The 15506-nt window shown below is 59.0% G+C and carries 28 protein-coding genes; 16 read left to right on the plus strand and 12 right to left on the minus strand.

Annotated features, from left to right (window positions below; all coding sequences use genetic code 11):
- The first annotated feature begins 47 nt into the window (after nt 1–47).
- On the plus strand, nt 48–749 hold the full coding sequence (locus ACLEJP_RS00840) for a hypothetical protein (protein ID WP_440803679.1): 702 nt from the start codon (nt 48–50) through the stop codon (nt 747–749).
- On the opposite strand, the gene ACLEJP_RS00845 is transcribed toward ACLEJP_RS00840, so the two are convergent.
- From ACLEJP_RS00845 to ACLEJP_RS00885, 9 genes are all read right to left on the minus strand, one after another.
- On the minus strand, nt 723–1043 hold the full coding sequence (locus ACLEJP_RS00845) for a hypothetical protein (RefSeq protein WP_440803681.1): 321 nt from the start codon (nt 1041–1043) through the stop codon (nt 723–725). The genes ACLEJP_RS00840 and ACLEJP_RS00845 overlap by 27 nt on opposite strands.
- An 81-nt stretch (nt 1044–1124) precedes the next feature.
- Nucleotides 1125–1667 (minus strand): hypothetical protein, encoded by a 543-nt coding sequence (locus ACLEJP_RS00850; protein WP_440803683.1) that lies wholly within the window; start codon nt 1665–1667, stop codon nt 1125–1127.
- A gap of 7 nt (nt 1668–1674) precedes the next feature.
- Nucleotides 1675–2238: a siphovirus Gp157 family protein gene (locus tag ACLEJP_RS00855; protein WP_170030524.1), complete on the minus strand. Its 564-nt coding sequence runs from the start codon at nt 2236–2238 to the stop codon at nt 1675–1677.
- Complete coding sequence (locus ACLEJP_RS00860) at nt 2235–2966, minus strand: hypothetical protein (protein WP_440803685.1); 732 nt, start codon at nt 2964–2966, stop codon at nt 2235–2237. The genes ACLEJP_RS00855 and ACLEJP_RS00860 overlap by 4 nt, the downstream gene beginning before the upstream one ends.
- Nucleotides 2967–3250: 284 nt before the next feature.
- Nucleotides 3251–3466, minus strand: a complete 216-nt coding sequence (locus ACLEJP_RS00865; protein WP_440803687.1) for a hypothetical protein — start codon at nt 3464–3466, stop codon at nt 3251–3253.
- On the minus strand, nt 3463–3654 hold the full coding sequence (locus ACLEJP_RS00870) for a hypothetical protein (RefSeq protein ID WP_440803690.1): 192 nt from the start codon (nt 3652–3654) through the stop codon (nt 3463–3465). Before ACLEJP_RS00870 ends, ACLEJP_RS00865 begins: the two co-directional genes overlap by 4 nt.
- A complete protein-coding gene (locus tag ACLEJP_RS00875; protein ID WP_440803692.1) occupies nt 3651–4079 on the minus strand; it encodes a hypothetical protein in 429 nt (142 codons plus the stop codon). Before ACLEJP_RS00875 ends, ACLEJP_RS00870 begins: the two co-directional genes overlap by 4 nt.
- Nucleotides 4080–4099: 20 nt before the next feature.
- On the minus strand, nt 4100–4360 hold the full coding sequence (locus tag ACLEJP_RS00880) for a hypothetical protein (RefSeq protein ID WP_440803694.1): 261 nt from the start codon (nt 4358–4360) through the stop codon (nt 4100–4102).
- A gap of 590 nt (nt 4361–4950) precedes the next feature.
- Complete coding sequence (locus ACLEJP_RS00885) at nt 4951–5223, minus strand: hypothetical protein (RefSeq protein ID WP_440803697.1); 273 nt, start codon at nt 5221–5223, stop codon at nt 4951–4953.
- A gap of 473 nt (nt 5224–5696) precedes the next feature.
- On the opposite strand from ACLEJP_RS00885, the gene ACLEJP_RS00890 reads away from it, so the two are divergent.
- Both ACLEJP_RS00890 and ACLEJP_RS00895 read left to right on the plus strand, forming a co-directional pair.
- The gene (locus ACLEJP_RS00890) at nt 5697–6023 is read left to right on the plus strand and encodes a DUF1654 domain-containing protein (protein WP_440803699.1); all 327 of its coding nucleotides are present in this window, start codon (nt 5697–5699) and stop codon (nt 6021–6023) included.
- 154 nt (nt 6024–6177) lie between these two features.
- Nucleotides 6178–6435 carry a hypothetical protein gene (locus ACLEJP_RS00895; RefSeq protein ID WP_170029733.1) on the plus strand — a complete coding sequence of 86 codons (258 nt, stop codon included), beginning with the start codon at nt 6178–6180 and terminating at the stop codon, nt 6433–6435.
- 203 nt (nt 6436–6638) lie between these two features.
- Here the strand turns inward: ACLEJP_RS00895 and ACLEJP_RS00900 are convergent, their stop codons facing one another.
- From ACLEJP_RS00900 to ACLEJP_RS00910, 3 genes are all read right to left on the minus strand, one after another.
- Nucleotides 6639–7136: a DUF4411 family protein gene (locus ACLEJP_RS00900; RefSeq protein WP_440803701.1), complete on the minus strand. Its 498-nt coding sequence runs from the start codon at nt 7134–7136 to the stop codon at nt 6639–6641.
- Nucleotides 7133–8266, minus strand: coding sequence for an XRE family transcriptional regulator (locus tag ACLEJP_RS00905; protein ID WP_440803704.1), 1134 nt, complete (start codon nt 8264–8266; stop codon nt 7133–7135). Before ACLEJP_RS00905 ends, ACLEJP_RS00900 begins: the two co-directional genes overlap by 4 nt.
- Before the next feature lie 168 nt (nt 8267–8434).
- Nucleotides 8435–9277, minus strand: a complete 843-nt coding sequence (locus ACLEJP_RS00910; protein ID WP_440803707.1) for a S24 family peptidase — start codon at nt 9275–9277, stop codon at nt 8435–8437.
- 96 nt (nt 9278–9373) lie between these two features.
- On the opposite strand from ACLEJP_RS00910, the gene ACLEJP_RS00915 reads away from it, so the two are divergent.
- The 13 genes from ACLEJP_RS00915 (at nt 9374) to ACLEJP_RS00975 (ending at nt 15399) form a co-directional block, all read left to right on the plus strand.
- The gene (locus ACLEJP_RS00915) at nt 9374–9622 is read left to right on the plus strand and encodes a transcriptional regulator (protein WP_440803709.1); all 249 of its coding nucleotides are present in this window, start codon (nt 9374–9376) and stop codon (nt 9620–9622) included.
- A 30-nt stretch (nt 9623–9652) separates the two neighbouring features.
- Entirely contained in the window at nt 9653–9841 is a 189-nt protein-coding gene (locus tag ACLEJP_RS00920; protein WP_027907665.1) for a hypothetical protein, read from the plus strand.
- Nucleotides 9842–9860: 19 nt separating this feature from the next.
- The gene (locus ACLEJP_RS00925; RefSeq protein ID WP_274093845.1) at nt 9861–10040 is read left to right on the plus strand and encodes a hypothetical protein; all 180 of its coding nucleotides are present in this window, start codon (nt 9861–9863) and stop codon (nt 10038–10040) included.
- A gap of 86 nt (nt 10041–10126) precedes the next feature.
- Nucleotides 10127–10879, plus strand: a complete 753-nt coding sequence (locus ACLEJP_RS00930; protein WP_440803712.1) for a hypothetical protein — start codon at nt 10127–10129, stop codon at nt 10877–10879.
- Nucleotides 10876–11286: a DNA translocase FtsK gene (locus tag ACLEJP_RS00935; RefSeq protein WP_440803714.1), complete on the plus strand. Its 411-nt coding sequence runs from the start codon at nt 10876–10878 to the stop codon at nt 11284–11286. The genes ACLEJP_RS00930 and ACLEJP_RS00935 overlap by 4 nt, the downstream gene beginning before the upstream one ends.
- The gene (locus ACLEJP_RS00940) at nt 11283–12188 is read left to right on the plus strand and encodes a helix-turn-helix domain-containing protein (protein WP_440803717.1); all 906 of its coding nucleotides are present in this window, start codon (nt 11283–11285) and stop codon (nt 12186–12188) included. Before ACLEJP_RS00935 ends, ACLEJP_RS00940 begins: the two co-directional genes overlap by 4 nt.
- On the plus strand, nt 12175–12981 hold the full coding sequence (locus ACLEJP_RS00945) for a hypothetical protein (RefSeq protein ID WP_440803719.1): 807 nt from the start codon (nt 12175–12177) through the stop codon (nt 12979–12981). Before ACLEJP_RS00940 ends, ACLEJP_RS00945 begins: the two co-directional genes overlap by 14 nt.
- Nucleotides 12978–13196 carry a hypothetical protein gene (locus ACLEJP_RS00950; protein ID WP_440803722.1) on the plus strand — a complete coding sequence of 73 codons (219 nt, stop codon included), beginning with the start codon at nt 12978–12980 and terminating at the stop codon, nt 13194–13196. The genes ACLEJP_RS00945 and ACLEJP_RS00950 overlap by 4 nt, the downstream gene beginning before the upstream one ends.
- Entirely contained in the window at nt 13193–13663 is a 471-nt protein-coding gene (locus ACLEJP_RS00955) for a hypothetical protein (RefSeq protein WP_440803724.1), read from the plus strand. Before ACLEJP_RS00950 ends, ACLEJP_RS00955 begins: the two co-directional genes overlap by 4 nt.
- Nucleotides 13660–13977: a hypothetical protein gene (locus ACLEJP_RS00960; protein ID WP_440803727.1), complete on the plus strand. Its 318-nt coding sequence runs from the start codon at nt 13660–13662 to the stop codon at nt 13975–13977. Before ACLEJP_RS00955 ends, ACLEJP_RS00960 begins: the two co-directional genes overlap by 4 nt.
- Nucleotides 13968–14570 (plus strand): recombination protein NinG, encoded by a 603-nt coding sequence (locus ACLEJP_RS00965; RefSeq protein ID WP_440803729.1) that lies wholly within the window; start codon nt 13968–13970, stop codon nt 14568–14570. The genes ACLEJP_RS00960 and ACLEJP_RS00965 overlap by 10 nt, the downstream gene beginning before the upstream one ends.
- Nucleotides 14567–14713, plus strand: a complete 147-nt coding sequence (locus ACLEJP_RS00970; protein WP_440803731.1) for a hypothetical protein — start codon at nt 14567–14569, stop codon at nt 14711–14713. Before ACLEJP_RS00965 ends, ACLEJP_RS00970 begins: the two co-directional genes overlap by 4 nt.
- Nucleotides 14710–15399: a hypothetical protein gene (locus ACLEJP_RS00975; protein ID WP_440803733.1), complete on the plus strand. Its 690-nt coding sequence runs from the start codon at nt 14710–14712 to the stop codon at nt 15397–15399. Before ACLEJP_RS00970 ends, ACLEJP_RS00975 begins: the two co-directional genes overlap by 4 nt.
- Nucleotides 15400–15506 lie beyond the last annotated feature (107 nt).

A 15506-nucleotide genomic window follows, 5' to 3' on the forward strand; every position in this document is an offset into this window, starting at 1 on the left:
GGGGTATTACGGGTGACCGGCACGGGGCCGAATAGCGAGGAGCGTTTATGCAAAAGGTTGATTTGGATGCGCTTGATCCGGCTGTGGAAAGCGATGCGGATAAGCTCCACCGCGTCGCGAGAATTGGGATCGGCCTACTTCCAGTGGCAGGCGGCCCTTTGCTTGAGCTTTTCGGGTCCGTTTTGGAAACTCCGCTCAACAAACGCAAAACCGAGACGATGATTCAAATCGGTGAAATCATTAATCAGTTGATCGATGATGGCGTGGTAACGGAAAAGGGCCTTCAGGAAAACGAGGCGTTTGTGAGCACTGTCGCTGAAGCATGTGCCATATCTCTTCGCAATCATCAGGAGGAAAAGCTCGAGGCGCTCCGCAACGCAGTGAGGAACTCGGCGCTTCCTGGATGTCCAGCGGATGACTACCGACAACTATTTCTCAATTTCGTTGACGTATGCACAGTAACCCACATCCGCTTGCTGCATCTGTTCCATGACCCAGAACTATGGTGTAAGAATCAGAATTTGACCTTGCCGAACTGGGGGATGGGAGGGCTTTCTACTGTCGCCGAATTTGCATTACCGGAGCTTAAAGGGCAAGACGAGTTGTATCGATCGATATGGAAAGACCTTTACCAGCGCGGTTTGGTCAACACGGACAGCATGGGGGCCACCATGTCTAGGGCTGGTATGCTTGCTTCAAGGACTACACAAATAGGCGATCAGCTAGTCAACTTCCTGAGTAAGCAATGACCTCCTTTCTTGCAATGCTCGAGCAGAATTGAGCTTTCGCGCCACAGCCGGTGACACCGTGATTTCGTGGCGCGGAGGTGTCAGCAGCGGCAGCGCTCCGCCAGGGCCCAGCCCATGTAGGTGATGAATCATCAGAGTCATCGCCTCGCCCTGTTCCTCGATTCCAGCCCACTCCATCAGCTCCAGCAGGGCCTGCTTAGTCCCTGGTCGAACCTTCAAGCGTAGGTCTTCTTCCTGGTGCTTTGCTGACTTCTCGCGGCGGCGCCGGTCGCGCTCTGCCTGGTCCATCGCCATACGGCACCTCCTTCAATCCGCTGGGCGGTAGGTTGAATTGTTCTTACCGCCGGCGCTGGCGGACTAGGTTGTTGAGCTTTTTCATTTCCTGATGCGTACCCGTGGGAAGTCGATACCGTTGCGCTCGATTATGTTGACCAGCGTCCCATAGTTGAGGCTCAGCTGCTCGGCCACCTGGGCGCGGTGCAGGCCGGTATCGCGCAAAGCGCAGATCCGCTGGACTACCTTCAGCTCCTCGATCCGCTTCAGGTTCCGCTGGATCTGACGTTGGGCGTCCCGCTTGCTGTTGGCCGACTTCTTCCGCTCCGGGCGCCGAAAAACGAAGTTGCCTTCGCGTGCTGCTCGGAATAGGGCCTGCTTGGATATACCTGTGGCCTCGTGGACCTGCTGGCAGGTCATGGTTTTGGCCATCTCGGCAACCTGGTCGGCGCGGGCTTTCATTTTTTCCTTGCTGGGCGATGGTGCGGCTTTCTTGGCAGCTACCTTTGCGGCCGGCACTGGCTGCGCTTCAGGGCCTTTGTGCGGAGGCAGCGGGCGATAGGTAAAGCCCTCCAGCACGACGAGTTGGCCGCCAGACGCGAAGAAGGCCGCTTTGGCGGCCTCCAGGTCGATGGATTGGTTCATGCTTGCCTCACTTGATGCGGATCGAGCTTTCGCCGCGCTCAAGGTGCGCCCAGGCTGGCTCGGGGATGAGTTCGTCTTCACAGTCTTCGCCGGCAGCCATGCGCTTGCGCACGGCTTCGTTGTGCTCGCGGACGGCCTTGAGCTTGGCGGCGATGGCGTTCTTGTCCGGTGCGATCTTGGTCACCACAGACGTCAGTTCATCCGGTACCGCCTGTTCGTTGTCCACGATTACCTTCTCTTTGCCGGTGACCAGGCTGATGGTGAACAGCGGGCGCTTGATCGTCTTGATGTTGGCCGCGTCCATGTTCCGGCGCAGGTAGTCGGTGATGGCCGTGACGCTGTTGGCCTTGATGCGCTTGAGTTCGTTGAGGCGGTCGATTTCCGCGTCGATCGCGCTGATGTCGCCCTCGATGTTCCGGCGCAGCATGACGATGTTGTCGGCCTTCACCTCGAACTCGCCCTGGATGCCGGCCATGGTGTCCTGAATGGCCTGTTTCAGGCCTTCATCGTCGGTATCACACATGGCGGCCAGTTCGGCCATCTGGCCGGTGAGTGCGTAGAGTTGGGTCATGCTGCAGCCTCCTGTGGCTTGCCGGCTTCGAGGTTCTTCAATTCAAGGGAGATCCGGGCGGCGCCTTTCTCGTCCTTGCGACCGATGAGCTTGCGCACAGCGTGGTCGTGGATCTTTTTGCGCTCATGCGGCGTCACCGCCTTCTGCATGGTCGCGATCGTGTCCTTGATGTAGTTCAGGCGCTCTTCCTGTTGGCGCTCAATCTCGGCCTGCCGGTCTTCGGCCTGTTCGATCGCCTGCTCAGCCTGCAGCTGCTGCACGTAATTCACGTCATCGAACATGCCCAGGAACACGTCGGCGCTGAAGCCCAGCATGGACAGGGCTTTCTTGATGGCATCGGTCAGGGACTTTTTCGGCGCCTCGCCATCAGTGGTCATGCCGTACTTGGTCTTGTACTGGTACCGGGTGCACCCGTACTGCTCGACCTCGCCGCGCTGGCCGTCCTGCATGAACCAGAGCTGGATCTTGACGGTGTGGCCGATCTCCCGGCCCAGGCAGATTCGCTTGTCGCCTTCACCAGCAAACACCTCGTGGCCGTCGTCAAATCGCTCTTCGAGAACCTTCCAGCCCCAGCCGATACCGACCGGGCCGAACATTTCGGTTGCCTTCATTACCATCGCAGTGCCGTTCAGGCTGGTGATCTTCTGACCGCCGACCTCGGCGTTCTTGGTGTAGCGGGTATCGGTGGTCTGCACCTGCTCCCAGATGCGCATGTTGGTAGTGGACATTGGTACACCTCGCGCCAGGCCGGCGCCGTGAGTTGGAATATGAGAGATGCCAGGTCACGCCCATGATGTAGGCCGAGCGCCCTGGCTGCCGGTGATGGTTGCGCGCTCTTGCCGGCTTACGCTCCCTTGCGGGCGCGGTTATCCCCGAGGGGCCCGCCGCACTCGGGTTTTGCGTCAGGAGGTAATGCAGCCAGCGAGAGCGCTGGCGAGCATGAAGAAGGTGCAGGCGAAGAGCATGGAGAAGGAGCCGCGCCAGAACGCCCAGCGTCTGGCCCGCTGGCGGCTCACGTGCGGACCTCGTAGGCCAGGGTGCACATGCCGCAGAGGTAGGCCCGGCCCGACCAGGCCGCAGGGTTCTCGATGTGAGCGAGGCGCGCCTGGTGCATGGCGTCCTCCATGGTCAGGCCCTTGAACACCATCAGGATGCGGTCATCTGGCACGGCCTGGGCAACCTCGGCGACCTGCTCATCGATGAGCGTGGTGACTATTGGCGTGGTCATGCAACCTCCTTGCGCCCATCAACGATCTTGTTGAGACGCCTGCAGTAGTGGTTGAACTCTTCGATCGTGATGCGCTGGTCGGCCATCATTTCGGTGAGCTGCTTCTGGATCATCACGGACCAGCTCAGTGGGGTTGATGGATGGGCCAAGGCATCAAGCTCTTCGTCGAGCAGAACGTGCGGGCTCAAAACCCGCACTCCAGAATCTCGCGTTCGCGGTCCTGCTCGGCTGCGACGGCCTTGGGCGCTACCGGGCGCAGCAGGTCGGCGGCGATCTCCTTGAGGACCTTCGGCCCGCCAAGCAGGTACGTGCACAGCTCCATGATGAAGCCCTTGCTGCCTGTGCCCATGCCAGCCATGACCAGCTTGCCGAAGGCGTCCTGCTGGTCCAGGCCGTCGATTTGGCGGGTGTTCAAGTGGTCCTGCACCGCCCGGGCGAAGTCGGCCTGGGTGATCTCGCCGCGTTCCCCGCGATAACCCCAGCCGACCCGGTAGCCCAGGACCAGCTTCTGCGCGTTGGATTCGATCCACTCCACCTGGTCGGCGTCATCGTCGCTCACCGCCGGCGGCATCCGGTTGTCGTACTCAAACTGTGCTGCTCGAAGTGCGCCCATGGTCGCCTCCAGGTGGTGGGTTATCGGTGCTTGTCGAGATTGGCGCGCTTCTTCGCGATGGTGGCCTGCTGCTTAGCGAGCTTGGCTTCCTGCTCCTCCAGCTTCCTTTCGCCGTAGACGATTGCGTCCGCTTTCGTCTTGAAAACGTCGTTGTCGTGGTAGCTCCTGCCGCTAGCGGCCTCGTGCCAATCACCCCAAGCAGAATCGACAAACTCAACTGACTTTGGGGTGAACGTGCCGCCCAGCACCCAGGCAGTGAAGGGGTATTTGCGTCTTGCCATGAATCTCTCCGTGAGACCGCATTGGCCAGAAGCCAGGCGCGGGTGACCAAACCCACCGTGAAAGGTGGCCTGGCGCCTGCCAATGCGGTCGATATGTTGGGATGGGGGTAGGAAAGAAACGGGGTGTTGCAGAATCTGGGGTGAAGTAGCAGAGGAGCCGGCGGCAGAGGCCTACTCTGAGCCGCCGGCAGTAAGAATGGTCACTCCACGATGCAGATCCAGCGGTGGTTATGCCGGTAAGGCGCTCTGGTAAATGCGATGTCTGAAACTAGGTACATACCGCGCTCCTGGAGCGCTTCGGTAAGTTGAGCGAGTGTCTCTGCTTCGATAGTCATTGCTGTTACCTCGTCAGATGTACTGCGTTCATAAATCCTGACCGATAAGGCAATTAGCAGATTCAATTTTTTTGACTGCGTCGGAGCTGCATCGGGGTGTGATCTGGTATTGAGCGCCCTGTTACCGCGTTTCGGCGCATCCATCTAGGCGCTTGGGTTTCAGCGGCCACGTCTCACAGATCACACTCCGATGAAGCCTGCGATGGGGAGCAAGGGATCGGGCAGTTAACGTCAGGCGGACGGGGTGCAGGTGGTTCAGTCGCCCTCGCCCTGGGCGAGCATCTTCTCGATGTCTGTCGAAGCGGGCTTATTCCAGTTTTTGATCTGACCTGTCTCGAGGTCGATATTCAGGATCAGGTAGTCGCCGTAATGGTTACCTGGAAAGAAATCCGGCACGTAGCCTTCGTAGGTTCCGACCTCGTCGCCTTGGGCATCTTGTAGACCGGCGGCGAAGCCATCGCTCACCTTGATGTGCAGGCGAATCTCGGTCACATCGACCTGCTCCGTTTTCTGCTGGTTGATCTGCATGCTGCATTCCTCGGTTGATTTCCCGGCAGCCACTCGTTGGAATGGCTGCGAGTGAAACCTGCCGCGACCCGCTACTGGCGTCAGTTGCGCGGCAATCTTCTAGTTGTTCCTCCAGCCGCGGGCCTCTCGGCATTCCTTCCCGCTGGATAACTGGTCTCGGCGCTTTACGCTGCACGCCCGGGGCAGTTGCCACCCCTCTGGACTGTTGAGGCCTGTCCATCGCTGCCTTTGAAATCTGGGCCGGTGTCGATCCGGCAAGGTGTGTCGCTAAAGAGCGGTGAGGCTTGAGGACCTCCGCAGTCCCTCGTGAGCGACTGCTTGAGATGAAAGATAAGCCAATGCCTAATTCTTGTAAATAGGTAATGCCTAACTTTTTCCATGCATGCCTCATCTGCTATCCGGGCTTGCATCATTCGATGGCTCGGGTAAGCTCTGCCTAATACTGGATGGATGTACAGTTAAAGGAGGAAGGAATGGCCAAGCAGCAGAAGTCGGCGCCGCAGGCGCGTCAGCAAATGACCGGGTTGGAACGCCTGGGCCTGCGGGTTTCGTCAATGATCAATCACCCAATAGCGCAGACACAGCGCTGGGTAACGATCCATCGCCTGGATACGGACGGTGACATGGAGTGGGAGGAGGTGATGGGCCTGCTGGCCGAGACGCCGGAGCTTGACCTTACGTTCAATGACGACGCCAGCGTGACCGTTCGATGGGAGCCGCAGAGCGCAGATGATCGAGACGACCTAGTCGTGGAGAAGGATAGGGAGGAAGAGAAGCTTGAGGAGGAGGCGCCGTTCTGAAGTCGAAAACATCTATGCCCTGCCCACCCATCCAGCATGGATGGAAAGCCAGTAGCGACTTCAGTGGTGGCGTAGTACGGTCCGCCTTCAACAAACCGCCCGGTTCGTTGCCTCCAATCCCACGGACCGGGACTCTCATGACCTGGGAGGTCGAATGGAAGTCGCTCGAAAGATCAGCCAGCAGGAATTGGACAACGCCCTGGTAGCCTTCGCCCGCTACAAAATCGGGGAAATCAAAATCTTCGACTTGGAGCAGGCAATGAGCTTCGAAGCGGGCGAAGCCTTATCCCAAAGCGGGCTGGTCCGGTTCTCAATAACCAAGATGGTGTCCGGACGGTATCGCATTAGCGATGAAGGGGAGAACGCCATCACACCGGCTGGTCGGGATCGCCTTGAGGTGATCCGCGCCTGACTATAGGCCCAAGCTGGCGACGGCCGCAGACTACTCCTGCGGCCATCCGCAAACCACAGGCAAAGAAAACCCGCACTGTTATGCGGGCTAACGTAGGGAAGCGGATGAGCCTTCACTGTGACGGGTGGGGCGTGAAAAAAGCGTGAAGGCATACAAAATCTGCCGAGACGGGCTTGGTCCGATGGAGCACGGACAATAGATACCTAAGTCCGCTCCATTACAAAACGAGCCTTAAGCGTATCAAGTAAATCGAAGGAGTTAATATAACTTACTCCGAAATCTTTGCAAATATTAGGGATTTTGATTTTCCTGCTGTTATCTGGAGCAATGACCTCGTGGGTGACGACTGTCTTGCCGGTAGTACAAGCTTTCGCGATGAGCCAAGGATCAGCGCCGTCTAGAAAGCGAATTTTCTCAGCGTCAGGTGGAAGTTTCAAATCCATGACGTGCTGAGCGATTAGGCCGAAAACGGATTGTGTATCGCTATCGTCGATCCCCTCAAAATGATCTTGCCGTTTCTTGACCCAATCAGATAATTCATCTCCGAAGTCGGCAAGTTCTTTATATACCATGGAGATGCTACACAGCTTGCCGTGTTGTGCAGACGAATCAAGCCAGTCCCAAAAGCCTGGGCAAAATTTCATGCGATAATGGAAATTTTTCGCCTGTATATAAGAGTTGGCGTCAAGGAGATAGCTCAAAATCCAAGTTCCTTCTTAGAGTATTCAGAGATCTTATGTGGCTTAATTCCAATAAGCCGGGCAGCATCCCTGAACAGCAAACGCCCGCTGAGAGCTTCACTCGCCACTGCAGTAGCTAACTTTTTGCTGACTCGCCCAGTTTGGAGCCTAGAGTACGGCGGGGCGCCGTCTTTGTTGCGAGCCTTATGAGCAGCGATTTTCTTTCCGATGAATTGACTATATTGGTCTTGACTAATGTAGTTGAGGGTCAGGGCGCGCCGTGCCACCACCCATTCGCTAACATGGAATGCTTTCGTCAGCGTGGGCAAGTTATCAGTCCAAGATTCGTGTGGCTGCCAGAGAGCTCGAAACTCTTTCTCGGGAGTAAGCAGCTCAGCAGCAACTGCGTTACAGAATACTTCTTCGCGACGTCGATTAGATGGTTCTGCGTCAGATACCCCGGATTCGCCTATCCAGATATGAGCAAGTTCGTGCCCGAGAGTGAAAAGTCTAGCCTCGGGGCAATCCGCTGTATTAATAAAGATAACGGGCGCTAATGTATCGCTAATGGCAAAGCCGCGAAATTCGTCAACGGACAAGGGTCTACTTGTGTTATTGTTGACGATGCTGTTTCGCATCACTAGTATCCCGGCCGCTTCAATTCTAGCCACTAGGCTCGAGAAATACTCTTCAAAACTACCGCGCTTCGGCATTTCAGGAAGTTGTAGCGATTTTCTGATGTCGCCAACGACCGATCCTACCCCATCCTCTAAAGCGAATCGCCCTACGAGTTTATTCTCTGTGTAGCCTTGCAGTTTCAGCCAATCCCGATACCACTCCTGGCGCTCCATGGCCCAGCGAATAGTGTCTTTTAATGCAAGGCTGTAGCTCGGCTCTCTACCGTTTATTGTCCTGAGATCAGGCAGCGGTAACGTTTCCTCTGGCGGCGACGATAGGTAGAGGTAGCCGAAAGGGACATGCGTGTAATGCGCATAGCTCATAGCCTGTTTGAAGGTAGGGCGCTTGGCACCTTCCTCCCAAGCGATGAGGTTGTCCTCCGCCGTACCCAGGCTCTTGGCGAGAGATCCCGTGCTCAGCCTAGCGCGCGTGCGCGCCCAGCGAAGAATGTCCGGATTAATCAGCGCTTCCATGTGCGTAACCTTAAATTGCCCATACATCACTACCTAGCATCTAGATCGGCGTAGCGCCAATGTGGCGTCAACATAGTGAAAAAATAAGCCCTCGCAAGCCCCGTCTATCTGATCGATGCTAGGCGGGCTAACAACGGCCATCTCACCAACTGGACAAGCGCTCCAGCTCTAGACTAGATGCGCATTCCAGACTAGTAGCACGCGGGCTTGGATGTAGGTCATGTCCCGGCGGATCAGCCGATCCTTATGCCGCGGGTTGTCCGAAATCATCTCGAAGTGCTCCTCATCCGCCACCTGCAGGCGCTTGATGTAGAGCAGGTCATCCCAGACGAAGAGGTAGATCCCGTCGCCCACGAATTCGCGGATGTTGACGTTCACGATCAACGGGTCGCGGTGCTTGATTGTGGGCTCCATCGACTGGCCCCATCCGGTGACCACCTTCAAATGGAAGTGCTCTTCGAATTCAACGCCCAGCTCACGCAGATGGCTCGGGCTGACGCGGATGTCCTTGAGCATTTCCGGGTAGTCATGCGTGGCCTGGCCGTTGCCCATGGCCGCGCGCACATCGTAGTGAGCAATCCGAACCTCATCGCCGACGAGCCCTGGGCGGGAGAAGTCGACGGTGATTACGTTGCCCTGGTCGGAAGCTTCGGCGGCTGCCATTAGCTGCGCGCGGGCACTTTCTGGCAGGTTTTTGCCCTGCTTGGCGAGCATGTTGCGAACCATATCCGCAGCCGAGGTGGGCGCCGGCTCTTCAACCGATACTGAAGCGACGTCCGGCAGGCTCTCGTAGGTAAAGCCTGGGCGCAGCCCCCAATGCTCAGGGCCTACAACATTGGCGAAGTAGGCGATGACGTCCATCAGCTTCGACTTGTCGATTCGGCCGTTTTTTACCCAGCCCTGTACCGACGGAGGCTTCACTTGGAAGTCGTCTGCGAGTTGTTTCTTCGATACGCCCTTGGCGATCCGCGCGGCCTCAATGGCTGCGCCTAATTCCGGTCCGGTAAGCATTGCCTAATTAGGCCTATCACGGCACTGATTAGGCAATGACTTGTAGAAGATAAGGTAATGCCTTATATTCATCGGTAAATCTCCAGGAGAGAACTCATGAAATCAGCAGAAGCAGCCAAAGAAGCATCCCGCGTGCTGGGCAGCCAGGCGGAATTGGCGCGCCGGCTGAATGTTGCGGCTCCGACCGTCAACCAATGGTGTTCCGGAGAGCGCGCGGTCCCAGCCAAGCGCGCGCTTCAGATCGAAGCGCTCACCAACGGAGCAGTAGGGCGGGCAGATCTTTGCCCATCGTTTCCGTGGAACCAGGTGGACAACCAGCCCAGCCAGTCGCTTTCCGCCGCTTAACCAATTCCAACTGCAAGGAGCTACTCCCGCATGTACGCCAACCGCAATCACCTGCATGACCGCGAGATCAAGGTCCGGGTCGATGAGGACACGTTTGAACTGATTCAGGCGCTGGCCAAGTTCCACCGCACTCAGCGCGCTGTGCTCTGCCGTGAGCTGCTTGAGGCTCAGCTGGCTGCCTTGGCTTCGGAGAATACCGGCGATCAGCACGTGGCCTGAAGGCCCTTAGGAGGGGCCCATGCCTATCGAACAGATCGGCTTGGACCAGGAATTGACGAATCAGCTTGAGCAGGAAGCGAAAAGACGGGGCGTCAGCCCTGAAGAACTCGCGGCAGAGCTGATCCGAAAAGAGCTGGCAAGCCGAACGAAGCCTCGCAACCCAAGAGGCAATGTGAAGCCGTTCCACGTCAGGTCCTGACCAGGCCCTGATAAGCCCGAATTGCGGGCACAAAAAAGCCGGGATTGCGGCCCGGCCTTTTCAACTGCATATGACTGGAGTCGATTATGCATATCCCCCCACCAGATGTACAGGGCCTCCAGAGGCCCGCGCCACAAAATGCCAACCACGATTCTGTGGCGCGCTTTCGAGAGGGGAAGGTTTACGCCCTTCTGTTCTCTGACGGCTGGATCAAGGTTGGCCGTGGGCGTAACCCTGAATGCCGGATCCTTGCCCACTCAACCGCATCAGGCATGCGAAACGCAACGCTCGTTAAGACGACGATGTCTGGCCGCCTTATCGACTCTACCTATGCAGAGGCTGAACTGATCAAGTTCTGCGCGGAGCAGGGGAGTGCAGTGCACGGCCGCGAATGGTTCGTGGGTGTGGACTATGACCAGCTGGTTACCCTGATTAACACCCGCTTTCAGGGAGATTCTCCAGCGAGCATCGACGCAGCAAGGCGCGCCCAAGACGAAAGAGCCGAGCAGATGCTTTCCTCTGTCTTCGGCGGCCATAGAAAGGCGGCTGTGCCCGATCTGGCAGAGCAGAAAAAATGGATGGAGTCGCTGGCCTACGCGCGCCTGCTTGATCGGATTTTCCTCGACGATGGGTACTCAGGCTGGCTCTTCGCACCTTCCGACTCTGGTATGTCGAACTTTGGGAATTATGCCTCGCTGGTTATTCACGAGCTCCCGGACGATGAAGTGGCGGACCTCTTTGTCCGCGCCGGACGAAATCCAGGCGAGGCAATTGAGCAGGTCACTTGTGCAGCTCGACAAATCATCGACGCCCACAAGAACAGCGGGGGTGCAGCATGAGCATCCACGACATGCCAGAGGGTATGAAATCCGAGTTCCTGGCCGCGTTCCGAGCAGAATTCGGTTTCGGCGAGATGACGGCAACGGCCAATGATGATGCCGCCAACATGCTCAAGGCTGCTGCATGGGCCTGGCGGGCCTCACGCGAGTCGGCGCAGGTCTCCGATATTAGTCCAGAAGTTGCAGAGCTGATGAGGCGTCTCGACGACGAGGAGCGTGGCCAGGCATTGCTGGCTGAAGCATTTGTACGAGAGACGCAGCGCGCCTCGATTTCCGCCCTGCAGAGGCATTTCAAGATTGGCTATGGCCCTGCCTGCCGCCTCATGGATCGTCTGGTGGCTGGTGGTGTTGTCAGTCCAATCGACTCGAAAGGCCGTCGCCATGTCCTGCCGAAGGTGTTGCCATGAGCATGGAACTGATGGTCAAGGCCATGAAGACCAAGGTCGGCAATCCGCTGCGCAAGCTGGTGCTCATCAAGCTGGCCGACAACGCGAGCGACCAGGGAGAATGCTGGCCGTCGTATCAGCACATCGCCGATCAATGCGAGATCAGCAAGCGCTCGGTCATGAACCACATCAACACCCTGTGCGGTGCCGGCCTGTTGCGCAAAGAGATCCGCAAGGGTGGCCCTAAGGGTAACTCCTCGAACGTCTACTACCTGACATTGAGTGGTGCAGCAGATTCACTGGGGGTAGTGCAGGAGATTCACCAGGGTAGTGCAGCAGGTTCACCCCCTAGTGCAGCAGATTCACTAGGGGGTAGTGCAGGAGCTGCACCCAGAACCAGTCACTCTTTTGAATCAGTAAAGGAACCAGTCACTGAACCAGTTGCGACCCAGGCTGAAGCCGTGGTCGCGGAGGGTATCGTGGTTCCGTTTACGGCTCAGCAGCCGCGCTGCGACATCCCGACCGATATGCCAGGGCCGAAAGACCAGTCCTGCAAAACGTTCAAGGCCTGGGCGAATTACGCCATGGCCTACCGCAAGCGATACCATGCATGGCCGGTTTGGAATGCCAAAGCAGGCGGGCAGGTTGGGCAGCTGATCAGCCGTCTCGGCATCGATGTCGCTCATCATGTAGCCGCGTACTTTCTGACGATCAACGACGCACGCTTGATCAACGGCTGCCACAACCTGGGCGACCTGCTGGCCAAGGCCGAGGCCTACCACACCCAGTGGGTGACCAACCGCCAGATGAACGCCACGACTGCCCGCCAACAGGAGCAAACCCAGGCGAACATCAACGCGGCGCAGGAAGCCGCTGATGCAATCCGCAACCGCCAGGGAGGTAAGCGCAATGCTTTCCTCTGACCAACAAGCCGAGCTGGCCATGGCCATCTGCGCAACTGCCGAGGCAATGGGGCAGGCGATCAGCGCTGGAGGAGCTGAGTTGATCGCTGAGGACCTTTCGGCCTATGAGCCTGGCGTGATCATTGGCGCACTGCGTGCGTGCCGGAGAGAACCAGCTGGGCGCCTTTCGCTCGGCATGGTTCTCAAGCACATCCACGCGGCAGACACCCGGCCCGGAAAGGATGAGGCGTGGTCGATCGCCCTGGCGGCCAGTGACGAGCACGAGACCGTGGTGCTCACCACTGAAATCCGCCAGGCGATGATCGCGTCCGAGCCAATCCTTGAAGCCGGCGACAAGGTCGGCGCCCGGATGGCATTCATGAGCGCCTACGAGCGCCTGGTCAGCTTCGCCCGGGCCGACGACCAGCCGGCCAAGTGGGAGGTGTCGCTGGGATACGACGCTGGGCGCCGAGTGGTGGCTATCGAATCCGCCGTCCGCGCCCAGCTCATCACGCAGGAAACCGGGACCAAGTACCTGGCTGACCTGCGCATTTCGCCCGTCACCCAAGACGGCGAGGCCATTGCCGGCCTGCTCACCGGAGAAGTGCGCCCGCAGGCCAGCGCCAAGACCCGGGAAAAGCTCGCCGAGGTGCGTTGCATTCTCAAGGCGGCCAAGGCCAGGAAAGACCGCGAGAGCGCGAAGGAAGACCAACGGCGCCGCATCGAAACCTACCTGCGCAAGCGGCAGACACGCGCCGCAGTCGCTCAGTTGAACGTCAAGCGCGTCGGGCAGCCGGCCGGGGAGGGCGTATGACTGTCGACAAGAAAAAACTGCAGCCCTTGTTGTGGTCCGTTGTGGCCTCCTGGCGGTCTGGCAGTGATGCCCTCGAGCGCCACACGGACGCCCTGGACGAGTTCCTCGGCGAGACGACGGTTGAGGAGGTCGCCCTTGGCCTGCTTGACGAGATCAGCCAGCTCACCGCTCGGGTTCGTGCCGCGGAAAAGCAGCTGCAGGAGGTGGAGGCATGACTGAGAAGATCAGCATCAACAGCCAGGCCAAGCTCTCCGAGGCCGTGACCATGCTCACCCGTATGTTCCGCGAGAAGAAGTTCGTCGTGGTCACCATGCGCCCGGGCAAGGACCGTACCCTGGACCAGAACGCCCTGTGGTGGGCGATGTACGACCGGATCGCCAAGAGCACCGAGATGGGTGACATCGAGGATGTGCGTCGCTACTGCAAGCTGCACTTCGGCGTGCCGATCATGCGCGCGGGCTGCGAGGAGTTCCGCACCGGTTGGGCGGAGTCGTTCATCCACCTGCCGTATGAGGTGAAGCTTCGTCTGATGGGTCCGTGCGCGATGTTCGGGCCGGATGGCTTCCCGGTCACCCGGCTGTTCGACCGGGCCCAGGGCTGCCAGTACACCGACCGCATCGTGGCCGAGTTTGCGCCGCAGGGTGTGGTGTTCAGTGACCTGCTGAGCGAGGAGGCGGCATGAAACACCAATTGAAGCCTGGCGACCTGGCACTGATCGTGGGGGCGCACCGCTTCACAGAGAACATCGGCAAAACATGCGAGCTCGTTGAGTTCTTGGTGCCGAACCAAGTCAGTGCTTGGCGAGATCCGGCAGACGGCCGACCCGTGAGCAATGCTTCGGGCCGGGAATGCTGGCTCGTCGTCGGCGAAGGGCTGGTGTCGAGCATTCAGGATACCTACGGCGCGTGCCTTGCGATGCCGGTGCACCTGATGCCCCTGCGCGGCGACTTCGAGCCCGAGCATCAGAAAGCCAAGGAGGCCGAGCCATGCGCGTAGCCGAGATCAAGCCGAAGAAGTGCAAGGCACCAGGCTGCGGCAAGTCCTTCAAACCGTCCATGACCACGCAGAAGGTGTGCAGCATCGCCTGCGCCAAGGCCATGGCCAAGGACCCGAAGCTGCAGAAGATCGCGGCCAAGGCCATCACCAAGCAGGCCCGCCAGGACCTGCAGGAGCGCCGGGAGAGGCTGAAGACCCGTCGAGAGCACATGGCCGAGGCCCAGACCGCGTTCAACGCCTACATCCGCGAGCGTGACGCCGGCCTGCCGTGCATCAGCTGCGACTCGCTGCCGAGCGACCACGACCTCATCACCGGCAGCCGCTGGGATGCCGGCCATTACCGGTCGGTCGGCGCCTGCCCGGAGCTGCGCTTCGAGCCGCTGAACGTCCACCGGCAGTGCGTGAAGTGCAACCGCAACCTGTCGGGCAACGCGGTCGAGTACCGCATCCGGTTGGTGAAGCGCATCGGCGCCGACCAGGTTGATTGGCTCGAAGGGCCTCATAAGCCCCAGCGCCTGACCATCGAAGACCTGCAGGCCATCAAGGCCCTGTACAGGCAAAAACTCAAAGACCTACGGAGGGCAGCAGCATGACACCAGCATGGGCATTTCTGATTTTGGCGGCGCTGATCGTGGTGTCGGGCGGGGCGCTGTCCTGGGCCGGTGCGGTACGGCGCAAGCGCAGCTACGAAGACTTCATCACGAAAGAGGACAAGCGAGCAGGGGGTAAGCCATGAAGTACCAGAGCGTTTTGGCAGCGGTAGTTCGTGCCCTTGCGGCAGAAACCGTGAGCGGCGTAGGTGGCGGCGACTTCGAGCCGAAGGTCCAAGCCTCGAAGCTGAATGGGGAGATCGCCGGCAAGGATGCGGCGATGCTGGTGGACTGCTGGGTGCACGCCCGCCTGCACAGCAAGCTGATTCCCCGGCACTGGAGTGCGCTGACGGCCAGGTTCTCGACCCATAAGGCCAAGAAGGTGGAAGCGATCGGCAAGCTGGTGCCGCTGATCGCTACCCAGGCGCCGAACTTGTTCAGGTACAAGGCGGTCACCGCCTGGGCCATCCCGCCGGTGAAAGGCGTTCAGGCGCAGTCGGGGCATGAGGTGGCCAGTCGGGCGACCCGAGAGCGCGCTGAGTTCGATTCGCTCACCGCTGGCGTGGCCAGGCACCTGGCCGGCAGCGAGATGCCGGAGGACGCAGGGCAGGCGCGCCGCGAGCAGTACGTGAAGCGCTCCACCGACATGATCGTGCTGCCGGCCGAGTTCTACGACATCAACACCTGGGATGGGCAGGGCCTGAACAGGACCACCTACTGGCGCTGGAAGAAGGCAATCGAGAAGGTGCTCGACGAGATGGTGGCAGAGGCGCTGGACGCGTCTGGCAAGATACTTCAGCAGGAAGGCGTTTTGATGGCTGATGCCGCTTGACACCTGTGCAACCATGCAACATTATTTGTTCATCCTGTCATTCCTGTATGTGTTGAGGATTGACGAACAGAACCCGGTCATCGTGCCGGGTTTTTTATTGCCCGAAG

Origin of the sequence: Pseudomonas sp. SMV7 (genome assembly GCF_052041995.1) — a bacterium.
Taxonomy (GTDB): domain Bacteria; phylum Pseudomonadota; class Gammaproteobacteria; order Pseudomonadales; family Pseudomonadaceae; genus Aquipseudomonas.

Coding starts and splice junctions, on each gene's coding strand:
- ACLEJP_RS00855 (WP_170030524.1), bottom strand. CDS start 2,238: ATGACCCAACTCTACGCACTCACCGGCCAGATGGCCGAACTGGCCGCC.
- ACLEJP_RS00955 (WP_440803724.1), top strand. CDS start 13,193: ATGACTGAGAAGATCAGCATCAACAGCCAGGCCAAGCTCTCCGAGGCC.
- ACLEJP_RS00875 (WP_440803692.1), bottom strand. CDS start 4,079: ATGGGCGCACTTCGAGCAGCACAGTTTGAGTACGACAACCGGATGCCG.
- ACLEJP_RS00940 (WP_440803717.1), top strand. CDS start 11,283: ATGAGCATGGAACTGATGGTCAAGGCCATGAAGACCAAGGTCGGCAAT.
- ACLEJP_RS00880 (WP_440803694.1), bottom strand. CDS start 4,360: ATGGCAAGACGCAAATACCCCTTCACTGCCTGGGTGCTGGGCGGCACG.
- ACLEJP_RS00975 (WP_440803733.1), top strand. CDS start 14,710: ATGAAGTACCAGAGCGTTTTGGCAGCGGTAGTTCGTGCCCTTGCGGCA.
- ACLEJP_RS00950 (WP_440803722.1), top strand. CDS start 12,978: ATGACTGTCGACAAGAAAAAACTGCAGCCCTTGTTGTGGTCCGTTGTG.
- ACLEJP_RS00915 (WP_440803709.1), top strand. CDS start 9,374: ATGAAATCAGCAGAAGCAGCCAAAGAAGCATCCCGCGTGCTGGGCAGC.
- ACLEJP_RS00840 (WP_440803679.1), top strand. CDS start 48: ATGCAAAAGGTTGATTTGGATGCGCTTGATCCGGCTGTGGAAAGCGAT.
- ACLEJP_RS00860 (WP_440803685.1), bottom strand. CDS start 2,966: ATGTCCACTACCAACATGCGCATCTGGGAGCAGGTGCAGACCACCGAT.
- ACLEJP_RS00905 (WP_440803704.1), bottom strand. CDS start 8,266: ATGGAAGCGCTGATTAATCCGGACATTCTTCGCTGGGCGCGCACGCGC.
- ACLEJP_RS00910 (WP_440803707.1), bottom strand. CDS start 9,277: ATGCTTACCGGACCGGAATTAGGCGCAGCCATTGAGGCCGCGCGGATC.
- ACLEJP_RS00930 (WP_440803712.1), top strand. CDS start 10,127: ATGCATATCCCCCCACCAGATGTACAGGGCCTCCAGAGGCCCGCGCCA.
- ACLEJP_RS00960 (WP_440803727.1), top strand. CDS start 13,660: ATGAAACACCAATTGAAGCCTGGCGACCTGGCACTGATCGTGGGGGCG.
- ACLEJP_RS00845 (WP_440803681.1), bottom strand. CDS start 1,043: ATGGCGATGGACCAGGCAGAGCGCGACCGGCGCCGCCGCGAGAAGTCA.
- ACLEJP_RS00920 (WP_027907665.1), top strand. CDS start 9,653: ATGTACGCCAACCGCAATCACCTGCATGACCGCGAGATCAAGGTCCGG.
- ACLEJP_RS00935 (WP_440803714.1), top strand. CDS start 10,876: ATGAGCATCCACGACATGCCAGAGGGTATGAAATCCGAGTTCCTGGCC.
- ACLEJP_RS00965 (WP_440803729.1), top strand. CDS start 13,968: ATGCGCGTAGCCGAGATCAAGCCGAAGAAGTGCAAGGCACCAGGCTGC.
- ACLEJP_RS00895 (WP_170029733.1), top strand. CDS start 6,178: ATGGAAGTCGCTCGAAAGATCAGCCAGCAGGAATTGGACAACGCCCTG.
- ACLEJP_RS00890 (WP_440803699.1), top strand. CDS start 5,697: ATGGCCAAGCAGCAGAAGTCGGCGCCGCAGGCGCGTCAGCAAATGACC.
- ACLEJP_RS00865 (WP_440803687.1), bottom strand. CDS start 3,466: ATGACCACGCCAATAGTCACCACGCTCATCGATGAGCAGGTCGCCGAG.
- ACLEJP_RS00925 (WP_274093845.1), top strand. CDS start 9,861: ATGCCTATCGAACAGATCGGCTTGGACCAGGAATTGACGAATCAGCTT.
- ACLEJP_RS00885 (WP_440803697.1), bottom strand. CDS start 5,223: ATGCAGATCAACCAGCAGAAAACGGAGCAGGTCGATGTGACCGAGATT.
- ACLEJP_RS00945 (WP_440803719.1), top strand. CDS start 12,175: ATGCTTTCCTCTGACCAACAAGCCGAGCTGGCCATGGCCATCTGCGCA.
- ACLEJP_RS00970 (WP_440803731.1), top strand. CDS start 14,567: ATGACACCAGCATGGGCATTTCTGATTTTGGCGGCGCTGATCGTGGTG.
- ACLEJP_RS00850 (WP_440803683.1), bottom strand. CDS start 1,667: ATGAACCAATCCATCGACCTGGAGGCCGCCAAAGCGGCCTTCTTCGCG.